Origin of the sequence: Stenotrophomonas sp. PFBMAA-4 (assembly GCF_030053215.1) — a bacterium.
In the GTDB taxonomy this organism is placed as follows: domain Bacteria; phylum Pseudomonadota; class Gammaproteobacteria; order Xanthomonadales; family Xanthomonadaceae; genus Stenotrophomonas.
Genome location: NZ_JASGBW010000008.1, coordinates 125250 through 143948, shown reverse-complemented (window position 1 = coordinate 143948; position 18699 = coordinate 125250). Strand labels below are relative to the sequence as shown.

Genomic DNA, 18699 nt, shown 5'->3' with positions numbered 1-18699 from the left:
TGATCTGTTTTGCCATGGGTTATCTCGATCCTCGAAATTGATCCTATCGAGTGTCCAAGTTGATTAGACCACCACAATCCGTCCATGGAGGCTCGTGAGCGCCATCCATGGCGCTCGCGCCCCCAGCCAACCCACCCTCCCGGCCACGGACGGTTTCCTGGCACCGCGGGAAAGATCAAAAAGAGCAAAAGCAAAAGCAAAGTCAAAAGCCCATGCTCCAGGCATTCGTGCCGACCAACGGTCGGCACCCACCAACAGCCGAGTGGACCTGTCGGGGGTGGGGCGGTGTGGGCTTGCAGGACCGCAGGCGCCATGGATGGCGCCTACGAGCCCCCATGGACGGGTTTACGGCGTGTCCTGCAAGCCCACACCGTCCCGCCCAGCCAGCAGAAAACCAGCACCGCTTTTGATCTTGCTTCGGCTCTTGCCTCTGCGGGTGCAGGGCTGCAAGCCCTGCCGGAACCCCACATCCCTCAGCAGGCCTCAGCCACCGGCGCGCGCATCCGCCCCAGCCACGCCAGCAGCAACCCCGCCGCCGCCAGCAACCCACCGGCCACCGGAATCGCCGCATAGCCCAGCCCCGCGCTGATCACCGCGCCACCCAGCGCGGCACCCACCGCATTGCCCAGGTTGAACGCACCCACGTTGATCGACGACGCCAGGCCCGGTGCCTCGGTCGCCGCCTGCATCACCCGGATCTGCAGCGGCGGCACGATGGCGAAGGTCGCCGCACCGAACAGCAGTACACCCAGTGCCGCAGTGGCGTGATGCATGAAGGCCAGCGGCAGCACGAACATCAGCACGGCCAGCGCCGCCAGCAGGATGCGGGTGGCGCCATCCAGCGACCAGTCGGCCAAGCGCCCACCGATGCCGTTGCCGACGGTGAAGCCTATGCCGATCAGCGCCAGCGACATCGCGATGAACGCATTCGATGCACCCGTCAACTCAGTCAGCACCGGCGCCACGTAGGTGTAGAGCGTGAACATGGCGCCAGCACCCAGCACCGTGGTCGCCATCGCCAGCAGCACCTGCGGCTGCAGGATCGCCTTCAGCTCACGGCGCACGTCCGGCCGCGCGCCCGGCGCCGAGGCCGGCAGGGCCAGGGCAAGCGCGGTGATCGCCACCACGCCCAGCACCGCGGTGCCGGCAAACGCCAGGCGCCAGCCCAGCTGCTGGCCGACCCAGGTAGCCAGCGGCACGCCGCCGATGTTGGCGATGGTCAGGCCCATGAACATGGTCGCCACCGCAGCCGCCTGCTTTTCCTTCGGCACCAGGCTGGCCGCCACCACCGCACCGATGCCGAAGAAGGCACCGTGGTTGAGGCTGGTGACCAGCCGCGACAGCAGCAGCAGGCCGTAGTTGGGTGCCAGCGCGGACAGCAGGTTGCCGACGATGAAGATCGACATCAGCAGCATCAGCGCGGTACGCCGCGAGAAGCGGCCCATCAGCAGGGTCATGATCGGCGCGCCGACCATCACGCCCACGGCGTACGCGGTGATCAGCATGCCGGCGGTGGGGATGCTGACACCCACGCCACTGGCGATGACGGGCAGCAGGCCCATCGGGGTGAACTCGGTGGTGCCGATGCCGAAGGCACCGACGGCCAGCGCAAGCAGGGCGGCTCTGGAATTCATGGGGGTTCCTGTGGGGAGGAAACGGGAAGCTGCGTAGCCTGCGCGCTTTGCCGCCGCCGATTAAGCCTCGCCGCGGGAAAACAGTGTTGACCCCGGTTCACAGGTGGTGGCCGCATTCCGCCGGGCATGGCCCGGCGCTACCAGACCTCACCACGAACGGTAGCGCCGGGCCATGCCCGGCGAGCGCGGCGGCCCCACAACGCAGAACCCCCGGCAGTGCCGGGGGTCCTGGGTGGATCGCTTACCAGTTGCCGGCGCCCGGCACGTGGTGGTCGCGTGCGCGGCGGCGCATCAGCAGGTTCAGCCACTCCACCAGCACCGAGAAGCCCATCGCGGCGTAGATGTAGGGCTTGGGCACGTGCACGTCCAGGCCGTCCAGGATCAGCACCGCGCCGATCAGCAGGATGAAGGCCAGGGCCAGCATCTTCACCGTCGGGTTGGCATCGATGAAGCGGCCCAGCGGGTTGGCGGCCAGCAGCATCACCAGCACCGACAGCAGGATGGCGGCGACCATCACCGGGATGTGGTCGGCGATGCCGACGGCGGTGATCACCGAATCCAGCGAGAACACGATGTCGATGACCGCGATCTGCGCGATGACGTAGCCGAACACGGCCGAGGCCTTGGTGGTGGTGGGGTCTTCATCCTCGCCACCAGTGATCAGCTCCTTGATCTCCATGTAGCCCTTGATGATCAGGAACAGGCCACCGACGATCAGCACCAGGTCGCGGATGGAGATACCCATGCCGGCCACGGTGAACAGGTTGGCGGCCATGTGCGCCAGATAGGCCAGCGATACCAGCAGGCCGATGCGGGTGATGCAGGCCACGGCGATGCCGAGCTTGCGGGCGAACGGGCGGCGCTCTTCCGGCAGCTTGCTGACGGCGATGGAGATGAACACCAGGTTGTCGATGCCGAGCACGATTTCCAGGGCGCTGAGGGTAAACAGGGTTACCCAGGCATTGGGGTCGGCGAGGAACTCAAAGGACATGGAAACTCTTCAGGACAGTGGGGGAATGGGGGTTCAGGCGTAAGCGCCGGCCAGCAGGTGGGGCACCACGACCAGCGCCCAGCACAGCAGCACGTTCATCATCAGCACGAAGACGGCCGCCGAGCCCATGTCCTTGGCGCGGCCGGCCAGCTCGTGGATCTCGGCGCCGTAGCGCTCGATGACCGCTTCGATGGCCGAGTTGGCCAGTTCCATCGCCAGCACCAGCAGCATCGAGCCGATCATCAGCGTGCGCTCGACCGGGGTCTGGCCCAGCCACAGCGCCAGCGGGGTCAGCAGCACCAGCAGGTAGACCTCCAGCCGGAACGAGGACTCGTGCAGCCAGGCAGCACGCAGGCCCTGCCAGGACCAGCGGGCGGCCTGGAAGATGCGGCGCGGGCCGCGGGGCATGTGGCCGAACTGATCAGCCACGGATGGAACATCCAGCAACAGGGGCGCGGCGCAGCGACCGCTCAGACGCACGGCAGGCAATCATGGGTGCACAGGAATGGGCAGACAGCCCCCATTTTGCCACAAGGGCGGCGGCGGCACCCCGCGCGGGCCGGCCAACGACCCGCCATCGGCAAGCGCAGCACCGCGGCGAACTCCTATGATGGGTGTCCCCTGCCCTTGCTGGAGCCCCTGATGTCCGTCGCCCGTACCTGCCTGCTGTCGCTTGGATTGCTGACCCTGGCCCCGCTCGCCCAGGCGTTGAGCCCGCCGGCCCCGCCACGCGTACCCGAACAGGTGTCCAACGTGGCCTGGGAAGGCGACATGGCCAGCTTCCTCAAGGCCGACCAGAGCAACCCGCCGCCGCGCGGTGGCATCGAGTTCATCGGCAGTTCCTCGATCCGCTTCTGGGAGAGCCTGGCCCAGGACTTCCCCGGCCAGCCGGTATTCAACCGTGGCTTCGGCGGTTCGGAAGTGCGCGACAGCACCTGGTATGCCGGCCAGGTCGTGGTGCCGTATGCGCCGTGCAAGGTGTTCTTCTATGCCGGCGACAACGACCTCAACAGCGGCCGCAGCGCGACCCAGGTCCGCGATGACGTGGTGGCCTTCGTGCAGCGCGTGCATCGCGACCTGCCGAAGACCAAGGTGGAATACCTGTCGATCAAGCCCAGCCCGTCGCGCGCGCACCTGCTGCCGGCGATCAACCAGGCCAACGCGATGATCAAGGCCGCCCTGGCCAAGCTGCCCAACACTGGCTACACCGACATCTACACCCCGATGCTGGGTGCCGATGGCCAGCCGGATGCGAAGCTGTTCCGCGAGGACATGCTGCACATGACCCCGGCCGGCTACGCGATCTGGACCAAGGCGGTGGCGCCGAAGGTGAAGTGCGATTGAGCAGGGCGTGACCCGGGATTCATCCACGCATGGCGTGGATCTACTGGTAGCGCCAGACCATGCCCGGCGGCGCAGGGTTTCCGCGCCGAACCGGCATGGGGTCAGAGCCCGGTGCGTGGCAACGGGATCCGACCCCGGTAGCGCCGGGCCATGCCCGGCGTCGTGGGTCAGCGGAAGATGACCGTCGCTTCGGTGCCCTTGCCCGGCTCGCTGGCCAAGGCGACCTTCCAGCCGAAGCGGTCGCACAGCCGGCGCACGATCGACAGGCCCAGGCCGGTGCCCTGCGGGCGGTCCGGCTCGGCGCGGTAGAACGGCTCGAACGCGCGGGCCAGCGCCTCGGCCGACATGCCGATGCCGGTATCCCGCACCACCACCCGGTCAGGCTCGACCTGCACGTCGATGCGGCCTTCGTCGGTGTAGTTGCAGGCGTTGCGCACCAGGTTGCTGACCACCACCTGCAGCACGCGCGGCGGGGCATGCAGCTGCACCGGGCCGCCACTGTGCAGGTGCACCGCCACCGGGCGGTTGCCCAGCAGTTCGTTGGCGTTGTCCACCTCGTAGCGGACGATGTCGTTGACATCGAACAGCTCGATCTGCGGTTCGATGTCGGCCTCACGGGCCAGGATCAGGAACGCATCGATCACCGCTTCCATGTCCCGCCCGGCGCGCTGGATGCGCTGCAGGCTGCGGCGCAGGCGCGGTTCCAGGCTGTCATCGCCCAGCGCCATGTCGCTGGCCACGCGGATCACGGTGAGCGGCGTGCGCAGCTCGTGGCTGGCATCGCGGGTGAAGTTGCGTTCGCGGGCCACGTGGTCGGTGACCCGGTTGGCCAGTGAATGCAGCGCGGCCGCCAGCTGGCGGGTCTCGCCCTGCATGTCGGCGGGCAGCTTGTCCGGCTCCAGGTCGGCTGCTTCGGGGTGGCCGGGGTCCCAACGCGACACCCGGCGCGCCAGCCAGTTCACCGGCGATACCAGCCGCTTGGACGCACGGTAGGTCACCCAACTGGCGCCATACACCGCCAGCAGGGTCAGCAGCACTGGCACGATGCCGAACCAGAAGGCCAGCATTTCCGCGCGCGAGCGCAGGAACACCAGGTACAGGCGGCCTTCGGCCCGGGCATCGACCAGCACCAGCTGGTCATCGTCGGGCAGTTCGTGGAAACCGGGTTCAAGCGTGCGCAGGTTGGCCGGCAGCGACAGGCTGGAGCGCCCGCGCTCGAGCAGGTAACCACGGATGTTCTGGGTGTTGGGCGGCGGCTGCGCGGGCGAGGCCTCGTGCAGCGTCCAGTAGTAGGCCGCCTCTTCGCGCAGGGCGGCGCCCACCAGGCTGTGCTTGATCACCAGCGAGACCAGCCAGGCACCGAGCAGGATGCCCACGCTGGCCAGCACTGCCTGCAGGATGAAAGCGATACGGATCTTGCGCGGCAGGCCGTGCGGCATTGCGGGGTCCCGGTTGAAGCGCTGCGATTATAGGCAGCGCGACGTGCCGGCGACGTGCACGGGGGATGACCCCGCGTGCGGCCGACGGCCCGTTCCCTGCCCCGCGACCCGGCCGGAGCCGGGGCGGGCCTGTTCCTGCGCCGGCACCCTTCAGGCCATCGGCTGGGCGATGTCGGCGATGCGGTAACCGGCACTCTGCACGGTGTGCAGCAGCGGACGGTCGAACGGCTTGTCGATGATCTTGCGCAGGTTGTACAGGTGGCTGCGCAGGGTGTCCGAATCCGGCAGCCCGTTGCCCCAGATCTCGCGCTCGATTTCCTGGCGGGTGACCACGCGGGGCGATTCCCGCATCAGGATGGTCAGCAGGCGCAGGCCGATGGGCGAGAGCTGCAGTTCGGTACCGGCGCGGGTGGCCCGCATGCTGACCGGATCGAGCACCAGGTCGGCGACCTTGAGCACTTCCGAACCCACCTGGCGACGTTCGCGGCGGATCAGCGCGCGCAGGCGGGCTTCCAGTTCCTGGATGGCGAACGGCTTGGTCAGGTAGTCATCGGCACCAAACCCCAGGCCGGTGAGCTTGTCGTCCAGCGTATCGCGCGCGGTCAGCATCAGCACCGGGGTCGACTTGCGTGCATCGTTGCGCAGGCGGCGGCACACTTCGATGCCATCCAGGCGCGGCAGCATCAGGTCCAGCACGACCACGTCGTAGCTGTTTTCAGCCGCCAGACGGTAGCCGTCCAGGCCATCCTGCGCATAGTCCACCTCGAAGCCACGGCCTTCCAGGTATTCGCCGATCATCTCGGAGATGTTGCGGTTGTCCTCGACCACCAGCACCAAGCCGGAAGTCTCCTTCGTCTGACGCATGTGAGTCCCTCTTTCTTCAGCTTTGTGAAACATGCCCGATCGACGGTGGACGCGATGTGAAGTTCCGTCAAGACGCTGAAAAAAGATTCACAGCAGCGGCTTGAGCAGCGGCCAGACGTTGTCCAGCACCTTCGGCTGGGCCTGCGCGGTGGGGTGCAGGCCGTCGGCCTGCATCAGCCCCGGCTGCAGGGCCACGCCTTCCAGCAGGAACGGCAGCAGCGGCACCTGGTACCTGTCGGCCAGCGCGCGGTAGGCGGCGGCCAGGCGCTGGCGGTAGGCCGGGCCGTAGTTGGGTGGCACGTCGATGCCCAGCAGCAGCACCTTGGCCCCGGCGGCGCGGCTGGCCAGCAGCATCTTTTCCAGGTTGCCCTGCACCTGCGCCGGGGTCAGCCCACGCAGCGCGTCGTTGCCCCCCAGGGCAATGACCACCACGGTCGGCTTCTCCCTGGCCAGCAGGCCCGGCAGGCGGGTCAGCGCGCCAGCGGTGGTTTCCCCGCTCATGCTGGCGTTGACGATGCGCGGCGGGGTTTTCGACTGCTGCCTGACCCGCTTGTCCAGCAGGCTGACCCAGCCCGCGTCGGTCGGGATATTGTGGGCAGCACTGAGGCTGTCGCCGAGCACCAGCACCGTGCCGGCCGGACCTTTGGCACACGCCAGCCCGGACCACAGCAGCAACCCTAGCAGCAGCACCATCATCGTGCCGGCTTGCCGGCTCCACCCTGTAATGCGCATTGGAGTCTCCTCATCGACAGCCTGTCCCCCCGCAGCGCGTCCGTCGCCATCGCCGTCGACCAGGTCGGCAAATCCGTGCATGGCCCGGAGGGTGAAGTCCACATACTGGACAACATCACCCTCACGGTACATGAAGGCACCAGCGTGGCGATTGTCGGGGCCTCCGGTTCCGGCAAGACCACCCTGCTCGGCCTGCTGGCCGGGCTGGACCTGCCCAGCCGAGGTGGCATCACCCTGGCCGGGCAGTCGCTGGGCACGCTGGACGAGGAAACCCGGGCGCAGCTGCGTGCGCGCGAAGTGGGCTTCGTGTTCCAGAGCTTCCACCTGCTGCCGGCGCTGACGGCGGCCGAAAACGTCGCACTGCCGCTGGAACTGGCCGGCCGCGAGGACCGCGCGCGGGTCGATGAAGTGCTGGCCCAGGTCGGCCTGTCGCACCGTGCCCGCCATTACCCACGGCAGCTGTCCGGTGGCGAACAGCAGCGCGTCGCCGTGGCCCGCGCCTTCGTCACCCGCCCGCGCATCCTGTTCGCCGATGAACCCACCGGTTCGTTGGACCAGGCCACCGGCCAGCACATCAGCGACCTGCTGTTCGAACTCAATGCCGGCAGCGGCACCACCCTGGTGCTGGTCACCCACGACCTGCGCCTGGCGCAGCGCTGCCAGTACATCCATCGCATCGACAATGGCCGCCTGCAGGCGGTCGAGTACGGGGCACAGGCATGAACCTGCTGCGGCACGCCTGGCGCGCGCTGCGCCGCGAAGCCCTGGCCGGTGACCTGCTGACGGTGTTCGCCGCACTGGTGCTGGGCGTGGCGGTGATGACCGCCGTGGGCACGCTCGTGAACCGGGTCAACCTGGCCCTGACCGGCAGCGCGGCCGAGATGCTGGGCGGCGACCTCGGCGTGGCCGGGCGCAGCGATCCGCCCGCGGTCTTCGCCGAGGAAGCGCAGCGGCGCGGGCTGGCGCACACGCGCATCGCCGGCTTCGGCAGCGTGCTGTTCAACGGCGATGCCAGCCAGATGGCCAGCATCAAGGCAGTGCAGGCCGGCTATCCGCTGCGCGGCACGCTGCGGGTGCGGGCCACGCCGGGCGGCGCGCTGATCGCCGATGCCGGCATGCCGCCGCAGGGCCAGGCCTATGCCGACCCGCGCCTGCTGCAGGCACTGGGGCTGAAGGTGGGTGATGCGCTGGAATTCGGTGTGGGCACGCTGCGCGTGGCCGGCATCATCGAGGCCGAGCCGGACACCGGCGGCGACCTGCTGACCCTGTCCCCCACCCTGCTGGTGAACCGCGCCGACGTGGACGGCACCGGCCTGCTTGGGCCCGGCAGCCGCATCAACTACCGGTTGATGGTGGCCGGTGCGCCCGCCCAGGTGGCCGCATACCGGCAGTGGCTGCTGCCACAGGTGAAGGGCATGCGCCTGCTGAGCGTGGACGACACCCAGCGTGGCGTGCGCCAGGCGTTTGATCTGGCCGGCCGCTTCCTCGGCCTCAGCGCGCTGCTGGCGGTGCTGCTGGCCGGCGTGGCTACGGCGCTGGCGGCCAACCGCTTCGCCCTGCGCCGCATCGACCAGGTGGCGATCCTGCGCTGCCTGGGCGCGCGCCAGCGCGACATCCTGGCCGGCCTGGCGCTGCAGCTGCTGATGCTGGCGGTGCCGGCCTGCGTGCTCGGCATCGGCCTGGGCATGGCCGCGCAGGAAGGCCTGGTGCAGGTGCTGGGCAGCCTGGTGCCGCAGCGCCTGCCGCTGCCCGAGGCCACCCCTGCGCTGACCGGCGCGGGCATCGGCCTGCTGCTGTTGTTCGGCTTCGGCCTGCCGCCGCTGCTGCGCCTGCGCGGGGTGCCGCCGATGCGCGTGCTCAACCGCTCCTTCGCCGCCCTGCCGCCAGCCTCGCTGCTGGCCTACGTGGCCGCGCTGGGGGCCAGCCTGCTGCTGGCGGTGCAGGTCACCGGCGATCTGAAGCTGGCCCTGTGGGTACTGGGCGGCCTGGCGGCGCTGGCGCTGGCCGCCGGCGTGGTCGGCTTCCTGCTGCTGCAGCTGCTGCGCGGCCTGCAGCACCGCCTGCATGGCAACTGGCGGCTGGGCCTGGCTGCGCTGACCCGGCGGCGGATGCTGGCGGTGATGCAGCTGGTGGGGCTGTCGCTGTCGCTGTGCGCGCTGCTGCTGCTGGCGGTGACCGGCCCCGGCCTGCTGCAGCAATGGCGCGAGCGCCTGCCGGAGAACACGCCCAACTACTTCCTGATCAACATCCAGCCCGAACAGCGCGACGGCGTGCTGGCCGCGCTGCAGGGGCTGGGCGCGGCCGATGCCAGCGTTGAACCGATGGCCACCGGCCGCCTGATCGCGATCAACGGCAAGCCGCCGCTGCGCGTGGACCGCACGCCGGAACAGAACGGGACGCCGGCACAGGGCGACGCCCAGCGCGACGATGATGACGAGAACCGGCCGTTGAACTTCAGCTGGCGCAGCACCTTCCCGCCGGCCAACACGCTGGTCAACGGCACGTTCTGGAAGGCCGACAGCACCACGCCGGAAGCCTCGGTGGAGATCGGCTGGGCCAAGCGCTACGGCGTGTATCCCGGCGACCGCATCACCATTGCCGTGGGCGAGCAGGAACGCGAGTTCACCGTGACCAGCGTGCGCAAGGCGGACTGGAACACCTTCCGCCCGAACTTCTTCGTGCTGCTCAACCCCAACGCGGTGGGCGATACGCCGCACAACCTGCTGTCAGCGTTCCATCTGCCGGCTGGCAAGGCGGCGGGCCTGGGTGCGCTGGTGCGCGAGCAACCCAACCTGTCGCTGCTGGATGTGGACGCGGTGATCTCGCAGGTGCGCGAGGTGATGAACCGCGTCGCGCAGGCGGTACAGCTGGTGATGGTGTTCAGCCTGCTGGCCGGCGTGCTGGTGCTGCTGGCCGCGCTGCAGGCCACGGCCGGCGAGCGCCGCTACGACAGCGCGGTGCTGCGCACGCTGGGGGCCACGCGGCGGCAGCTGCGCGGTGCGGTGCTGGTGGAGTTCGGCGCGCTGGGTGCGCTGGCCGCGCTGCTGGCCGTGGGTGCGGCCGCCGGCATCGGCGTGGCGGTGTCGCAGAAGGTGTTCGAACTGCCGCTGCTGCCGCCCTGGCCTGGGCTGCTGCTGGGTGGGCTGGTCGGCATCGGCCTGAGCCTGCTGGCCGGCTGGTGGGGCACGCGGGCAATCCTGCACACCCCGCCGGCGCTGGCCCTGCGCGAGGCCTGACGCCGCCGTGACACGCTGCGGGTGGGGCCGGCGGTATGCTGCGCGCCCCACCTGATGAGATCGCCCGGATGCCCGGCACGTCGTTCGCCGCTTACCTGTACCCGGTGTTGCTGCTGCTCGGCAGCAACATCTTCATGACCTTCGCCTGGTACGGCCACCTGAAGTACAAGAGCGCGCCGCTGATGATGGTCATCATGGTCAGCTGGGGCATCGCTTTCTTCGAGTACTGCCTGCAGGTGCCGGGCAACCGGCTGGGCAGCGCGGTGTATTCGGCGCCGCAGCTGAAAGGCATGCAGGAAGTGATCACCCTGGTGGTGTTTGCGGTTTTCTCCGCGTTCTACCTGGGCCAGCCGCTGAAGTGGAACCACTACGCCGCGTTCGGGCTGATCGTGCTGGCGGCGTTCCTGATGTTCAAGGAATAAGCGCATCCACGCGTGGCGTGGATCTACTGACGGATGACGGCATCCACGCGTGGCGTGGATCTACTGACGGATGACGGCATCCACGCATGGCGCGGATCTACTGACGCCCGGTTCCGGTAGATCCACGCCATGCGTGGATGCAGCCCCGGTAGATACACGTCGTGCGTGGATGCGGTTACGGCCCGACGTTACCGGGCCTTTTCCACGTACTTGGCAAACACTTCGTCGATCTGCTTGTCCTTCACCTTCTTGCCCGACTGGATGTCGTCGGCCTGGGTGAACAGCGGGATGATCATCGCCATGCCATCCAGCTTGGTCTTCAGGTGCACGCCCGGGGCCTGGGTCAGGAAGCCGTCCCAGCGCTGGCGCACCTTGGCCCAGTAGCCAGCGGTCGCCTTCCAGTAGTCGCGCGCCGGGGTGAAGTCGACCTCGGTGGTCTTGATGTAGTCGTTGAAGCCGAACTCGCGGGCGATCTCCACCTGGCTGCCATCGGCGTTGCGCTGCACCTTGGTGTTGAACTGTTCGTGGGTCCAGCCGTTCGGCGTGAGCGTGTGGCGGTTGACCACGGCCAGCGCGTTGTAGTCGCTGCGCTTGGTGTATTCGCGGCGCGGCAGGGGGCGCCAGCTGATGTCGCTGGTCCAGGTCGGCACGTTGTTGTCGTAGGTCCAGGTGCCGGTGCCGCAGTAGCGCGGGGCGTCGCTCACTTCGTAGACGCACTGGGTCCAGGCGCCCGTATTGGTGGCCGCTGCGATCGTGCGTACCTGCCAGGTCTGGTCGGCGCTGAACTCGAACCGGTTGGGGGCTTCATACACCCAGTCCTGGCGCCAGTGCTTGGTCACGTGGCCGCTCTTGGCGTCCACCAGCAGGTGCTGCAGGACAACGCGGCGCGGGCTGTCTTCAACCACGATCACCACTTCGTTGCCGCCACTGCGCATGGCCGGCGCACGCTCGTAGCCCGGCTTCAGCAGCACGGTTTCGTCGAAGGCGAAATCCACGGTGTACTCGCCCTGCATGGCCAGGATGCTGGCGTGGTCACGGGCGATATCGGAGGGCTGCGCGCTGGCTGCACCGCTTGCGGCGATCAGCATCATCACGCTGGCTGTCTGCAACTTCATCTGGAATTCCTTCGGGGTGTCACGTTCGAGGGGTGGCCATCCATGGCCGCATTCGATCCTTCAGGTTCGGGTTACAGGTGCACCAGCGGCAGCTCGCCCGGAATGCGGGGTGCGGGCCTGCGCGCGGCATCGGCGCAGCAGCAGTCATCGATGGACAGCTCGCCCTCGGCACCTTCCAGCCGCGCGATGCGGCGCGCCGTCGCGGCGCCCAGCGAGGACAGCGTGGACAGGCTGGCGGCCAGGGTGCGGCCTTCATCGGCGGCATGCAGGCGCAGCGCGCACAGGCGCCAACGCTGGCCCCCCAGGTGGCCGGCCAGGCGCCGCCACAGGCGCTCGCCGACACTGCCTTCGGCATCATGTTCCGGGCCCGGCGGCAGCGACGCCACCAGCCGATCCCACGCCAGGAAATCGCTGTCCGGCAGCAGGTACAGGCGCCACACGCAGCGGCCGCGGCCGTCGAGGAAACACAGGCTTTCGCGCACCCCTTCACTGTCCACGCCCTGGCAGGCGTGCACCGAAACGGCCTGGCGCCAACCGCCCAGTTCGCTGCTGTCGGCGTGGTAGAGGCACAGCACGGTGCCCAGCGCGGCCAGCTGCGCCGGCGTGGGCCAGGCCTGCAGCGCGTGGTGCGGCAGGAAGGACGACAGGCGACGTGCAGACAGGGCTCGGCTCATGGGATTCACCAGGAAACGGCAAGGCTGGCCGACAGGGTGCGGCCGGGGCTGGTATAGCGGTCCAGGACGGTGCTGCTGGCCGACAGGGTCGAGCCCACGTTGGACCAGTCGATGTAGCGTTTGTCACCCAGGTTGAACACACCGACGTTGACGGTGGCCCCCGGCGCGAAGTTCCAGTGCGCCATCAGGTCGGCCACGCCGTAGCCGGCCGGGCGGTAGGCGGTGGCGGTTGCAAGGCGGTCCTTGCGCTTGACGAAGGTGCCGGCCAGTTCGACGCCCCAGGTGTCGGTGTCGTACATCAGGCCGACGGTGCCGCGCAGCGGGTCGATGGAATCCAGCGGCGTGTCTTCGGTCTTGTTGTCACCGCGCGACCAGGCCACCGCACTGCGCAGTGCCCAGCCCTGCAGCGCCGGGCTGACCTGGCCGAAATCCACGCCGGCCTTCAGTTCGGCACCGTAGATGCGCGCGTCGGCGATGTTGCGCGACTGGAACACCATCAGGCCCTGGTCGTTGGTGCCGACCAGCGACTGCGACTCGATGAAATCCTTGTAATCGTTGTAGTAGCCGCTGAGGCTGACATACGCCACCGGTGCGACGAACCGCAGGCCCAGCTCCACGCCATCACTGGTTTCCGGCTTGAGGTCCGGGTTCGGAATGGCGGTGTAGCCGAACGCGAAGTTGGTGAAGCCGAGATTGACGTCGTTGTACGGCGGCGAGCGGAAGCCGCGCGAATAGCCGGCAAACAGCGACCACGCATCGGTGAAGCGGTAGACCAGGCCGAACTTCGGCGACACGCTGGTCTTGCTCAGCTTGGACACGGGCACGCCGGGATTGTCTTCGGCGAAGATGCTGTCCACTTCCGGCTTCAGTTCGTAGCGGTCCACGCGCACGCCGGGCACCAGCGAGAGCCTGCCGTCGGCCAGGCGCATTTCATCCTGCGCGTACAGGCCCAGCTCGGTGGTCTTGCTGATCGGGAAATCGCGTACCGGGAATACATCCGGCAGCAGCGTGCTGGTGACCTGGCCGTTGGCCAGCATCTGGTAGCCGTCGCGCTTCTGGCGGATGTCGGTGCGCGCGCCGTCGAAGCCGTAGGTCAGCGCGTGTTCGACGCTGCCGGTGCTGAACGCCTTGTTGAACTGCGCCTGCAGGCCCCACGCACGCTGGTCGAAGTTGAACTCGCGATGACGGCGGCTGCGGTTGGCGCGGCCTTCATCAGTGATCTGGGTGGTTTCGCTGTGCTGGGTGTACAGCTGCCAATGCAGGCTGTCGGCGAAGCCCTTGTCCAGCGCATCCATTTCATGGGCGAAGGACACCCGCGTGCGGTTCTGCGTGTCGCGCGCCTTCATGCTGGTGGTGGTGGTGTGGTCGATGGAAGAGAACACGTTGGTATCGGTGTTGTCTTCGTTGCCTTCCACGGTCAGCCGGAAACGCTGGTCTTCGCTGGGCGCGTACACCAGCTTGGCCAGGCCGCTGCGACCGTCGCGATCCTGCGGGTTGGCGGCGGTGCGGGTCTTGTCGAGGCTGCGGATGTCGCCCTGGTTGCCGGTTTCCTGGCCCTGGCGATGGTTGATGTTGACCATGCCGCTCCAGTGTTCGCCGCCCCAGGCACCGGTGACGCCGCCCAGCAGGCCCTTCCACTCGCCGTCATAGCCGAACTTCAGGCCGGCGTAGCTGTCCTTGCCGTCCTTCAGATAGTCGGCCGGGTCCTTGGTGACGAAGGCCACCACGCCGCCGAGGGCATCCGAGCCGTACAGGGAACTGGCCGGCCCGCGCACGATCTCCACGCGCTTGAGCGTGTCCAGATCGGTGAAGTTGCGGTTGGCGTTGGAGAACGAGCCGATGTTGAAGCTGGTCGGCATGGCGATGCCATCGGTCTGGATGCGCACGCGGTTGCCGTCCAGGCCACGGATGCGGATGCTGCCCAGGCCGAAGCGGGTGGCGCTGCGGCCGGCCGACAGACCGGGTTCGTAGCGGATCAGGTCCTTGATGTCGTGCACCAGCTGCCGGTCCATCTGCTCGCGGTCGATCACATCGACGGTGGCGGCCACGTCGCTGACCGCACGTTCGGTGCGGGTGGCGGTGACCTGCACCCGATCAAATTCGCGCGCTTCGGGCGCGGCATCGGCAGCAGCATGGGCGGACAGCGGTAAGGCCATCCACAGGGCAACGGACAGGGCAGTCGGGCGGGTCATCGGCGGTGATCGATCAGGCAGGGGGAGCCCCCGGCCACCGGCACGCCAGGCGTGCACGGACAGCCGAGGGGGAGAGAGCGGGAGCGGACGGGTCGCCCACCCTGCCGAAGCTGCCGGCAGGAGGGAGGGAGGCGGGCGACCAGACCGCGTTACTTGGTCAGGATCAGCTTGTCGTTGCTGGTGTGGCGCAGCCGGTAGAAACGGTCGCCGTGCTGGATCAGGATTTCGCGGCGGCCCTTCAGCAGGGCTTCGCTGTCGATCACTTCTTCCGGCGGAACGACACGCACCGGGCGGTCGCGCAGGGTCAGCGTTTCGGGGCGCAGCAGTACAGGTTGAGCATTCATGAGCATCTGGACTCGTGCGAGGGACGATTTAGATGATAATGATTCTCAGTTGACAATCAACAACCATTCTCACTTCCATTGATGGGATTTATGATCGAATTCACGATTTCGATAGATCACATCAATTGAAGGCGCGGATCGACGGACCGATCCGCGCGCCGTGGCGGTCAGGCGAAGACCGCTTCCACCCGCGCCCAGCCGGCATCGTCCACCTGCTGCAGCACATCCAGCGCCTGCATGTTCTGCAGCAGCTGGCTGACCCGGCTGGCGCCGAGGATCACGCTGGAGACGTTGGGATTGCGCAGGCACCAGGCGATGGCGAGGCTGGCCGGGGCATGGCCCAGCTCGGCGGCGACCTCGCTGAAGCGGCGCACCTGGGCCAGGCGCACGGCCGCGTTCTGGCCCAGCACCAGGTCCTGCAGCCAGCCCATGCCCTCGCGGCCAAGCCGTGCGTCGGCCGGAATGCCCTGGTCGTACTTGCCACTGAGCAGGCCCGAGGCCAGCGGCGAGAAAATGGTGGTGCCCAGCCCGGCGCTGGCGTACAGCGGGGCGTATTCCACTTCCACCCGCTCGCGGTGCAGCAGGTTGTACTGCGGCTGTTCCATCGACGGTGCCTGCCAGTTGTGGCGGGCGGCGATGTCCACCGCTTCCTCGATCTGCGTGGCCGACCACTCGGAGGTGCCCCAGTAGAGCACCTTGCCCTGCCGGACCAGGGTGTCCATGGCATGCACGGTCTCGGCGATCGGCGCGTCCGGATCCGGGCGGTGGCAGTAATAAAGGTCCAGGTAGTCCACGCGCAGGCGCTTGAGCGCGGCATGGCAGGCGTCGGTCACATGCTTGCGCGACAGGCCGCGCTGGGTCGGGCGCGGGTCCTGGGCGCTGCCGAAGAACACCTTGCTGGACACGCAGTAGCCGTCGCGCGGCAGGCGCAGGTCGGCAATCACATCGCCCATCACCTGCTCGGCGCGGCCGTTGGCATAGCCCTCGGCGTTGTCGAAGAAGTTGATGCCGTGATCCCAGGCGGCAGCGATCAGGTTGCGGGCCTCGTCACGCGGCACCTGGTCGCCGAAGGTCACCCAGGCACCGAAGGACAGGGCGGACACCGGCAGGCCGGTAGAGCCGAGGCGACGATAGAGCATGCGATTCTCCTGTTGCAGGCCCGCATACGGGCCGGGATCGAACCCCATTCTACCCGGCCCCGGCGGCGGCAACCCCTTGCCGTTGCTGGCTTGTTCGCTGCCGATGGGCCCGCGCACGCTGCTTTTCCTTGCCCCAGCCCCGGCCCTGCACTAGGCTTCCCGTTTTTCGCGCGCCCCCGGGGGGAGCTCTCATGGTCGAAGGTTTGGGCAGGATCGGCTTCGGCCTTTTCGGGTTGGCGGTGCTGATCGGCATCACCTGGCTGTTTTCCAATAACAAGCGCGCGGTGGACTGGAAGCTGGTCATCACCGGCATCACCCTGCAGATCGCCTTCGCGGCGCTGGTGATCCTGGTGCCCGGCGGGCGCGACGTGTTCGATGCCCTGGGCAAGGGCTTCGTCAAGATCCTCAGCTTCGTCAACGAGGGCTCGGGCTTCATCTTCGGCTCGTTGATGGACACCCAGAACTACGGCTTCATCTTCGCCTTCCAGGTGCTGCCGACCATCATCTTCTTCTCGGCGCTGATGGGCGTGATGTACCACCTGAACGTCATGCAGGGCATCGTCCGCGTGATGGCGTGGTCGATCACCAAGGTGATGCGCGTGTCGGGTGCGGAAACCACCAGCGTCTGCGCCAGCGTCTTCATCGGCCAGACCGAGGCGCCGCTGACCGTGCGCCCGTACATCGCCAGGATGACCCAGTCCGAGCTGCTGACCATGATGATCGGCGGCATGGCCCACATCGCCGGCGGCGTGCTGGCGGCCTACGTGGGCATGCTGGGCGGCGGTGACCCGGTGCAGCAGGCCTTCTATGCCAAGCACCTGCTGGCGGCCAGCATCATGGCGGCCCCGGCCACCCTGGTCGTGGCCAAGCTGCTGATCCCGGAAACCGGCACCCCGCTCACCCGCGGCACGGTGAAGATGGAAGTGGAGAAGACCTCCAGCAACATCATCGACGCGGCCGCGGCCGGCGCCGGTGACGGCCTGAAGCTGGCGCTGAACATCGGCGCGATGCTGCTGGCCTTCATCGCCCTGATCGCCCTGCTGAACGCCCCGCTGACCTGGATCGGTGATGTCACCGGCCTGGCCGCCGCCATCGGCAAGCCGACCAACCTGTCGACCATCTTCGGCTACGTGCTGGCCCCGATCGCCTGGGTCATCGGCACCCCGTGGGCCGATGCCACCACCGTCGGTTCGCTGATCGGCCAGAAGGTCGTCATCAACGAATTCGTGGCCTATACCGAGCTGTCGCAGATCGTGAACGGCCAGGTCGCTGGCGTGTCGCTGTCCGACGAAGGCCGCCTGATCGCGACCTACGCCCTGTGCGGCTTCGCCAACTTCAGCTCGATCGCCATCCAGATCGGCGGCATCGGTGGCCTGGCCCCGGAACGTCGCCACGACCTGGCCAAGTTCGGCCTGCGTGCCGTGCTGGGCGGTACCATTGCCACCTTCATGACGGCCACCATCGCCGGCGTGCTGACGCACTTCAGTTGAACCCTTGTTTGAGAAGACATCCCCTATGAGCAGCAGTGTCGTTGTCGTCGGTTCCTTCAATGTCGATCACGTGTGGCGGTGCGAAGCGCTGCCGGCGCCGGGCGCGACCATTGCCGGCCGCTACAGCACCGGCCCGGGTGGCAAGGGCTTCAACCAGGCCGTGGCCGCCTGCCGCGCCGGCGCCGAGACGACGTTCGTGTGCGCGCTGGGCGATGACGCCGGTGGCGCGACGGCACGTGACCTGGCCGCGCAGGACGGCTTCGCGCTGATCGCCGAGGCCAGCAGCGAGCCGACCGGCACCGCCGGCATCTACGTCGATGCCCGTGGCCGCAACACCATCGTCATCGGCCCGGGCGCCAACGCCGCGCTGAGCACCGGCTTCCTGGAGCAGCAGCAGGCCCTGCTGGCCGGTGCCAAGGTGGTGCTGGTGCAGCTGGAATCGCCGGTGCAGACGATTGAAGCGGCCCTGGCAGCAGCGCGCGAAGCCGGTGTCACCACCGTGCTGAACGCCGCCCCGGCCGACGCGCCGTCCAGCATCGGCCTGCTGAAGCTGGCCGATGTGCTGACCCCGAACGAGACCGAGTTCGCCTCCCTGCTCGGCCGCCATGTCGGTGAGCGCGTGGATGCCGACGACGTGGCCGCGCTGGACGGCGCCAGCCTGCACGCGCTGTGCCGCAAGCTGGTCGGCAACGGCACCGTGGTGGTGACCCTGGGTGCGGTGGGCGTGTTCGTTTCGCACGCCGAGGAGAACCTGCGTGGCGACACCCAGCCGTACTACCGCGTGGGTGCCGAACAGGTACAGGCGATCGACACCACCGGTGCCGGCGATGCCTTCAATGGCGCTCTGGCCGCCTCGATCGCCCAGGTGCCGGACGCGCCGTTCGCCCGCCACGTGCGTTTCGCCAACCAGTTCGCCGGCCGTTCCACCGAGAAGGAAGGCGCCGCTGCGGCGATGCCGCGCTTCACCCCGGCCGACGCGTAGATCCACGCCATGCGTGGATGAGAAGCCCGGGCATGCAGATGCCCGGGCTTTTTTGTACCCGGCAACACGGCCCCATCCACGCATGGCGTGGATCTACCGGG

17 protein-coding genes are annotated in these 18699 nt (G+C 68.1%); 6 read left to right on the top strand and 11 right to left on the bottom strand.

What is annotated here, in order from left to right; all coding sequences use genetic code 11:
- Nucleotides 1-473 precede the first annotated feature (473 nt).
- The 3 genes from QMZ26_RS07730 to QMZ26_RS07720 all read right to left on the bottom strand — a co-directional run bounded on the left by QMZ26_RS07730 (nucleotide 474) and on the right by QMZ26_RS07720 (nucleotide 3054).
- Nucleotides 474-1634, bottom strand: coding sequence for an MFS transporter (locus tag QMZ26_RS07730; protein ID WP_283221085.1), 1161 nt, complete (start codon nucleotides 1632-1634; stop codon nucleotides 474-476).
- A 241-nt stretch (nucleotides 1635-1875) separates the two neighbouring features.
- Nucleotides 1876-2625 (bottom strand): TerC family protein, encoded by a 750-nt coding sequence (locus tag QMZ26_RS07725; RefSeq protein WP_079220673.1) that lies wholly within the window; start codon nucleotides 2623-2625, stop codon nucleotides 1876-1878.
- 33 nt (nucleotides 2626-2658) lie between these two features.
- Nucleotides 2659-3054, bottom strand: a complete 396-nt coding sequence (locus QMZ26_RS07720; protein ID WP_283221084.1) for a diacylglycerol kinase — start codon at nucleotides 3052-3054, stop codon at nucleotides 2659-2661.
- 213 nt (nucleotides 3055-3267) lie between these two features.
- On the opposite strand from QMZ26_RS07720, the gene QMZ26_RS07715 reads away from it, so the two are divergent.
- On the top strand, nucleotides 3268-3969 hold the full coding sequence (locus QMZ26_RS07715) for an SGNH/GDSL hydrolase family protein (protein WP_079220671.1): 702 nt from the start codon (nucleotides 3268-3270) through the stop codon (nucleotides 3967-3969).
- Nucleotides 3970-4136: 167 nt separating this feature from the next.
- Here QMZ26_RS07715 and QMZ26_RS07710 read toward each other — a convergent pair whose 3' ends face one another.
- From QMZ26_RS07710 to QMZ26_RS07700, 3 genes are all read right to left on the bottom strand, one after another.
- Nucleotides 4137-5408, bottom strand: a complete 1272-nt coding sequence (locus QMZ26_RS07710; protein WP_283221083.1) for a HAMP domain-containing sensor histidine kinase — start codon at nucleotides 5406-5408, stop codon at nucleotides 4137-4139.
- Nucleotides 5409-5558: 150 nt separating this feature from the next.
- Nucleotides 5559-6272 carry a response regulator transcription factor gene (locus tag QMZ26_RS07705; RefSeq protein ID WP_002811889.1) on the bottom strand — a complete coding sequence of 238 codons (714 nt, stop codon included), beginning with the start codon at nucleotides 6270-6272 and terminating at the stop codon, nucleotides 5559-5561.
- Nucleotides 6273-6359: 87 nt separating this feature from the next.
- The gene (locus tag QMZ26_RS07700; RefSeq protein WP_200733775.1) at nucleotides 6360-7004 is read right to left on the bottom strand and encodes an arylesterase; all 645 of its coding nucleotides are present in this window, start codon (nucleotides 7002-7004) and stop codon (nucleotides 6360-6362) included.
- A gap of 75 nt (nucleotides 7005-7079) precedes the next feature.
- Here QMZ26_RS07700 and QMZ26_RS07695 point away from each other — a divergent pair, with 75 nt between their 5' ends.
- The 3 genes from QMZ26_RS07695 (at nucleotide 7080) to QMZ26_RS07685 (ending at nucleotide 10662) form a co-directional block, all read left to right on the top strand.
- The gene (locus tag QMZ26_RS07695) at nucleotides 7080-7727 is read left to right on the top strand and encodes an ATP-binding cassette domain-containing protein (RefSeq protein ID WP_345782666.1); all 648 of its coding nucleotides are present in this window, start codon (nucleotides 7080-7082) and stop codon (nucleotides 7725-7727) included.
- Nucleotides 7724-10240 (top strand): FtsX-like permease family protein, encoded by a 2517-nt coding sequence (locus tag QMZ26_RS07690; RefSeq protein WP_283221081.1) that lies wholly within the window; start codon nucleotides 7724-7726, stop codon nucleotides 10238-10240. The genes QMZ26_RS07695 and QMZ26_RS07690 overlap by 4 nt, the downstream gene beginning before the upstream one ends.
- 68 nt (nucleotides 10241-10308) lie before the next feature.
- Entirely contained in the window at nucleotides 10309-10662 is a 354-nt protein-coding gene (locus tag QMZ26_RS07685; protein WP_079220666.1) for a DMT family protein, read from the top strand.
- A 188-nt stretch (nucleotides 10663-10850) separates the two neighbouring features.
- On the opposite strand, the gene QMZ26_RS07680 is transcribed toward QMZ26_RS07685, so the two are convergent.
- The 5 genes from QMZ26_RS07680 to QMZ26_RS07660 form a co-directional block, all read right to left on the bottom strand.
- Nucleotides 10851-11777, bottom strand: a complete 927-nt coding sequence (locus tag QMZ26_RS07680; protein ID WP_283221080.1) for a DUF6607 family protein — start codon at nucleotides 11775-11777, stop codon at nucleotides 10851-10853.
- A 71-nt stretch (nucleotides 11778-11848) separates the two neighbouring features.
- Nucleotides 11849-12451 carry a Hemin transport protein gene (locus tag QMZ26_RS07675; protein WP_283221079.1) on the bottom strand — a complete coding sequence of 201 codons (603 nt, stop codon included), beginning with the start codon at nucleotides 12449-12451 and terminating at the stop codon, nucleotides 11849-11851.
- Between the two features lie 5 nt (nucleotides 12452-12456).
- Nucleotides 12457-14643, bottom strand: coding sequence for a TonB-dependent hemoglobin/transferrin/lactoferrin family receptor (locus tag QMZ26_RS07670; RefSeq protein WP_283221078.1), 2187 nt, complete (start codon nucleotides 14641-14643; stop codon nucleotides 12457-12459).
- Between the two features lie 149 nt (nucleotides 14644-14792).
- Nucleotides 14793-14987 (bottom strand): hemin uptake protein HemP, encoded by a 195-nt coding sequence (locus tag QMZ26_RS07665; RefSeq protein WP_005412278.1) that lies wholly within the window; start codon nucleotides 14985-14987, stop codon nucleotides 14793-14795.
- Nucleotides 14988-15154: 167 nt separating this feature from the next.
- Nucleotides 15155-16126, bottom strand: a complete 972-nt coding sequence (locus QMZ26_RS07660; RefSeq protein WP_283221077.1) for an aldo/keto reductase — start codon at nucleotides 16124-16126, stop codon at nucleotides 15155-15157.
- A gap of 191 nt (nucleotides 16127-16317) precedes the next feature.
- Between QMZ26_RS07660 and QMZ26_RS07655 the strand changes: the two genes are divergently transcribed.
- Together QMZ26_RS07655 and QMZ26_RS07650 are read left to right on the top strand one after the other, a co-directional pair.
- Nucleotides 16318-17616, top strand: coding sequence for a nucleoside transporter C-terminal domain-containing protein (locus QMZ26_RS07655; RefSeq protein WP_200733772.1), 1299 nt, complete (start codon nucleotides 16318-16320; stop codon nucleotides 17614-17616).
- 25 nt (nucleotides 17617-17641) lie between these two features.
- Complete coding sequence (locus tag QMZ26_RS07650; protein WP_283221076.1) at nucleotides 17642-18598, top strand: ribokinase; 957 nt, start codon at nucleotides 17642-17644, stop codon at nucleotides 18596-18598.
- Nucleotides 18599-18699: the final 101 nt, after the last annotated feature.

What these genes read in the sequence shown, in the direction of transcription:
- QMZ26_RS07730 (WP_283221085.1), bottom strand. Translation starts at nt 1,634, where the DNA reads ATGAATTCCAGAGCCGCCCTGCTTGCGCTGGCCGTCGGTGCCTTCGGC.
- QMZ26_RS07725 (WP_079220673.1), bottom strand. Translation starts at nt 2,625, where the DNA reads ATGTCCTTTGAGTTCCTCGCCGACCCCAATGCCTGGGTAACCCTGTTT.
- QMZ26_RS07715 (WP_079220671.1), top strand. Translation starts at nt 3,268, where the DNA reads ATGTCCGTCGCCCGTACCTGCCTGCTGTCGCTTGGATTGCTGACCCTG.
- QMZ26_RS07710 (WP_283221083.1), bottom strand. Translation starts at nt 5,408, where the DNA reads ATGCCGCACGGCCTGCCGCGCAAGATCCGTATCGCTTTCATCCTGCAG.
- QMZ26_RS07705 (WP_002811889.1), bottom strand. Translation starts at nt 6,272, where the DNA reads ATGCGTCAGACGAAGGAGACTTCCGGCTTGGTGCTGGTGGTCGAGGAC.
- QMZ26_RS07700 (WP_200733775.1), bottom strand. Translation starts at nt 7,004, where the DNA reads ATGCGCATTACAGGGTGGAGCCGGCAAGCCGGCACGATGATGGTGCTG.
- QMZ26_RS07690 (WP_283221081.1), top strand. Translation starts at nt 7,724, where the DNA reads ATGAACCTGCTGCGGCACGCCTGGCGCGCGCTGCGCCGCGAAGCCCTG.
- QMZ26_RS07685 (WP_079220666.1), top strand. Translation starts at nt 10,309, where the DNA reads ATGCCCGGCACGTCGTTCGCCGCTTACCTGTACCCGGTGTTGCTGCTG.
- QMZ26_RS07680 (WP_283221080.1), bottom strand. Translation starts at nt 11,777, where the DNA reads ATGAAGTTGCAGACAGCCAGCGTGATGATGCTGATCGCCGCAAGCGGT.
- QMZ26_RS07675 (WP_283221079.1), bottom strand. Translation starts at nt 12,451, where the DNA reads ATGAGCCGAGCCCTGTCTGCACGTCGCCTGTCGTCCTTCCTGCCGCAC.
- QMZ26_RS07670 (WP_283221078.1), bottom strand. Translation starts at nt 14,643, where the DNA reads ATGACCCGCCCGACTGCCCTGTCCGTTGCCCTGTGGATGGCCTTACCG.
- QMZ26_RS07665 (WP_005412278.1), bottom strand. Translation starts at nt 14,987, where the DNA reads ATGAATGCTCAACCTGTACTGCTGCGCCCCGAAACGCTGACCCTGCGC.
- QMZ26_RS07660 (WP_283221077.1), bottom strand. Translation starts at nt 16,126, where the DNA reads ATGCTCTATCGTCGCCTCGGCTCTACCGGCCTGCCGGTGTCCGCCCTG.
- QMZ26_RS07655 (WP_200733772.1), top strand. Translation starts at nt 16,318, where the DNA reads ATGGTCGAAGGTTTGGGCAGGATCGGCTTCGGCCTTTTCGGGTTGGCG.
- QMZ26_RS07650 (WP_283221076.1), top strand. Translation starts at nt 17,642, where the DNA reads ATGAGCAGCAGTGTCGTTGTCGTCGGTTCCTTCAATGTCGATCACGTG.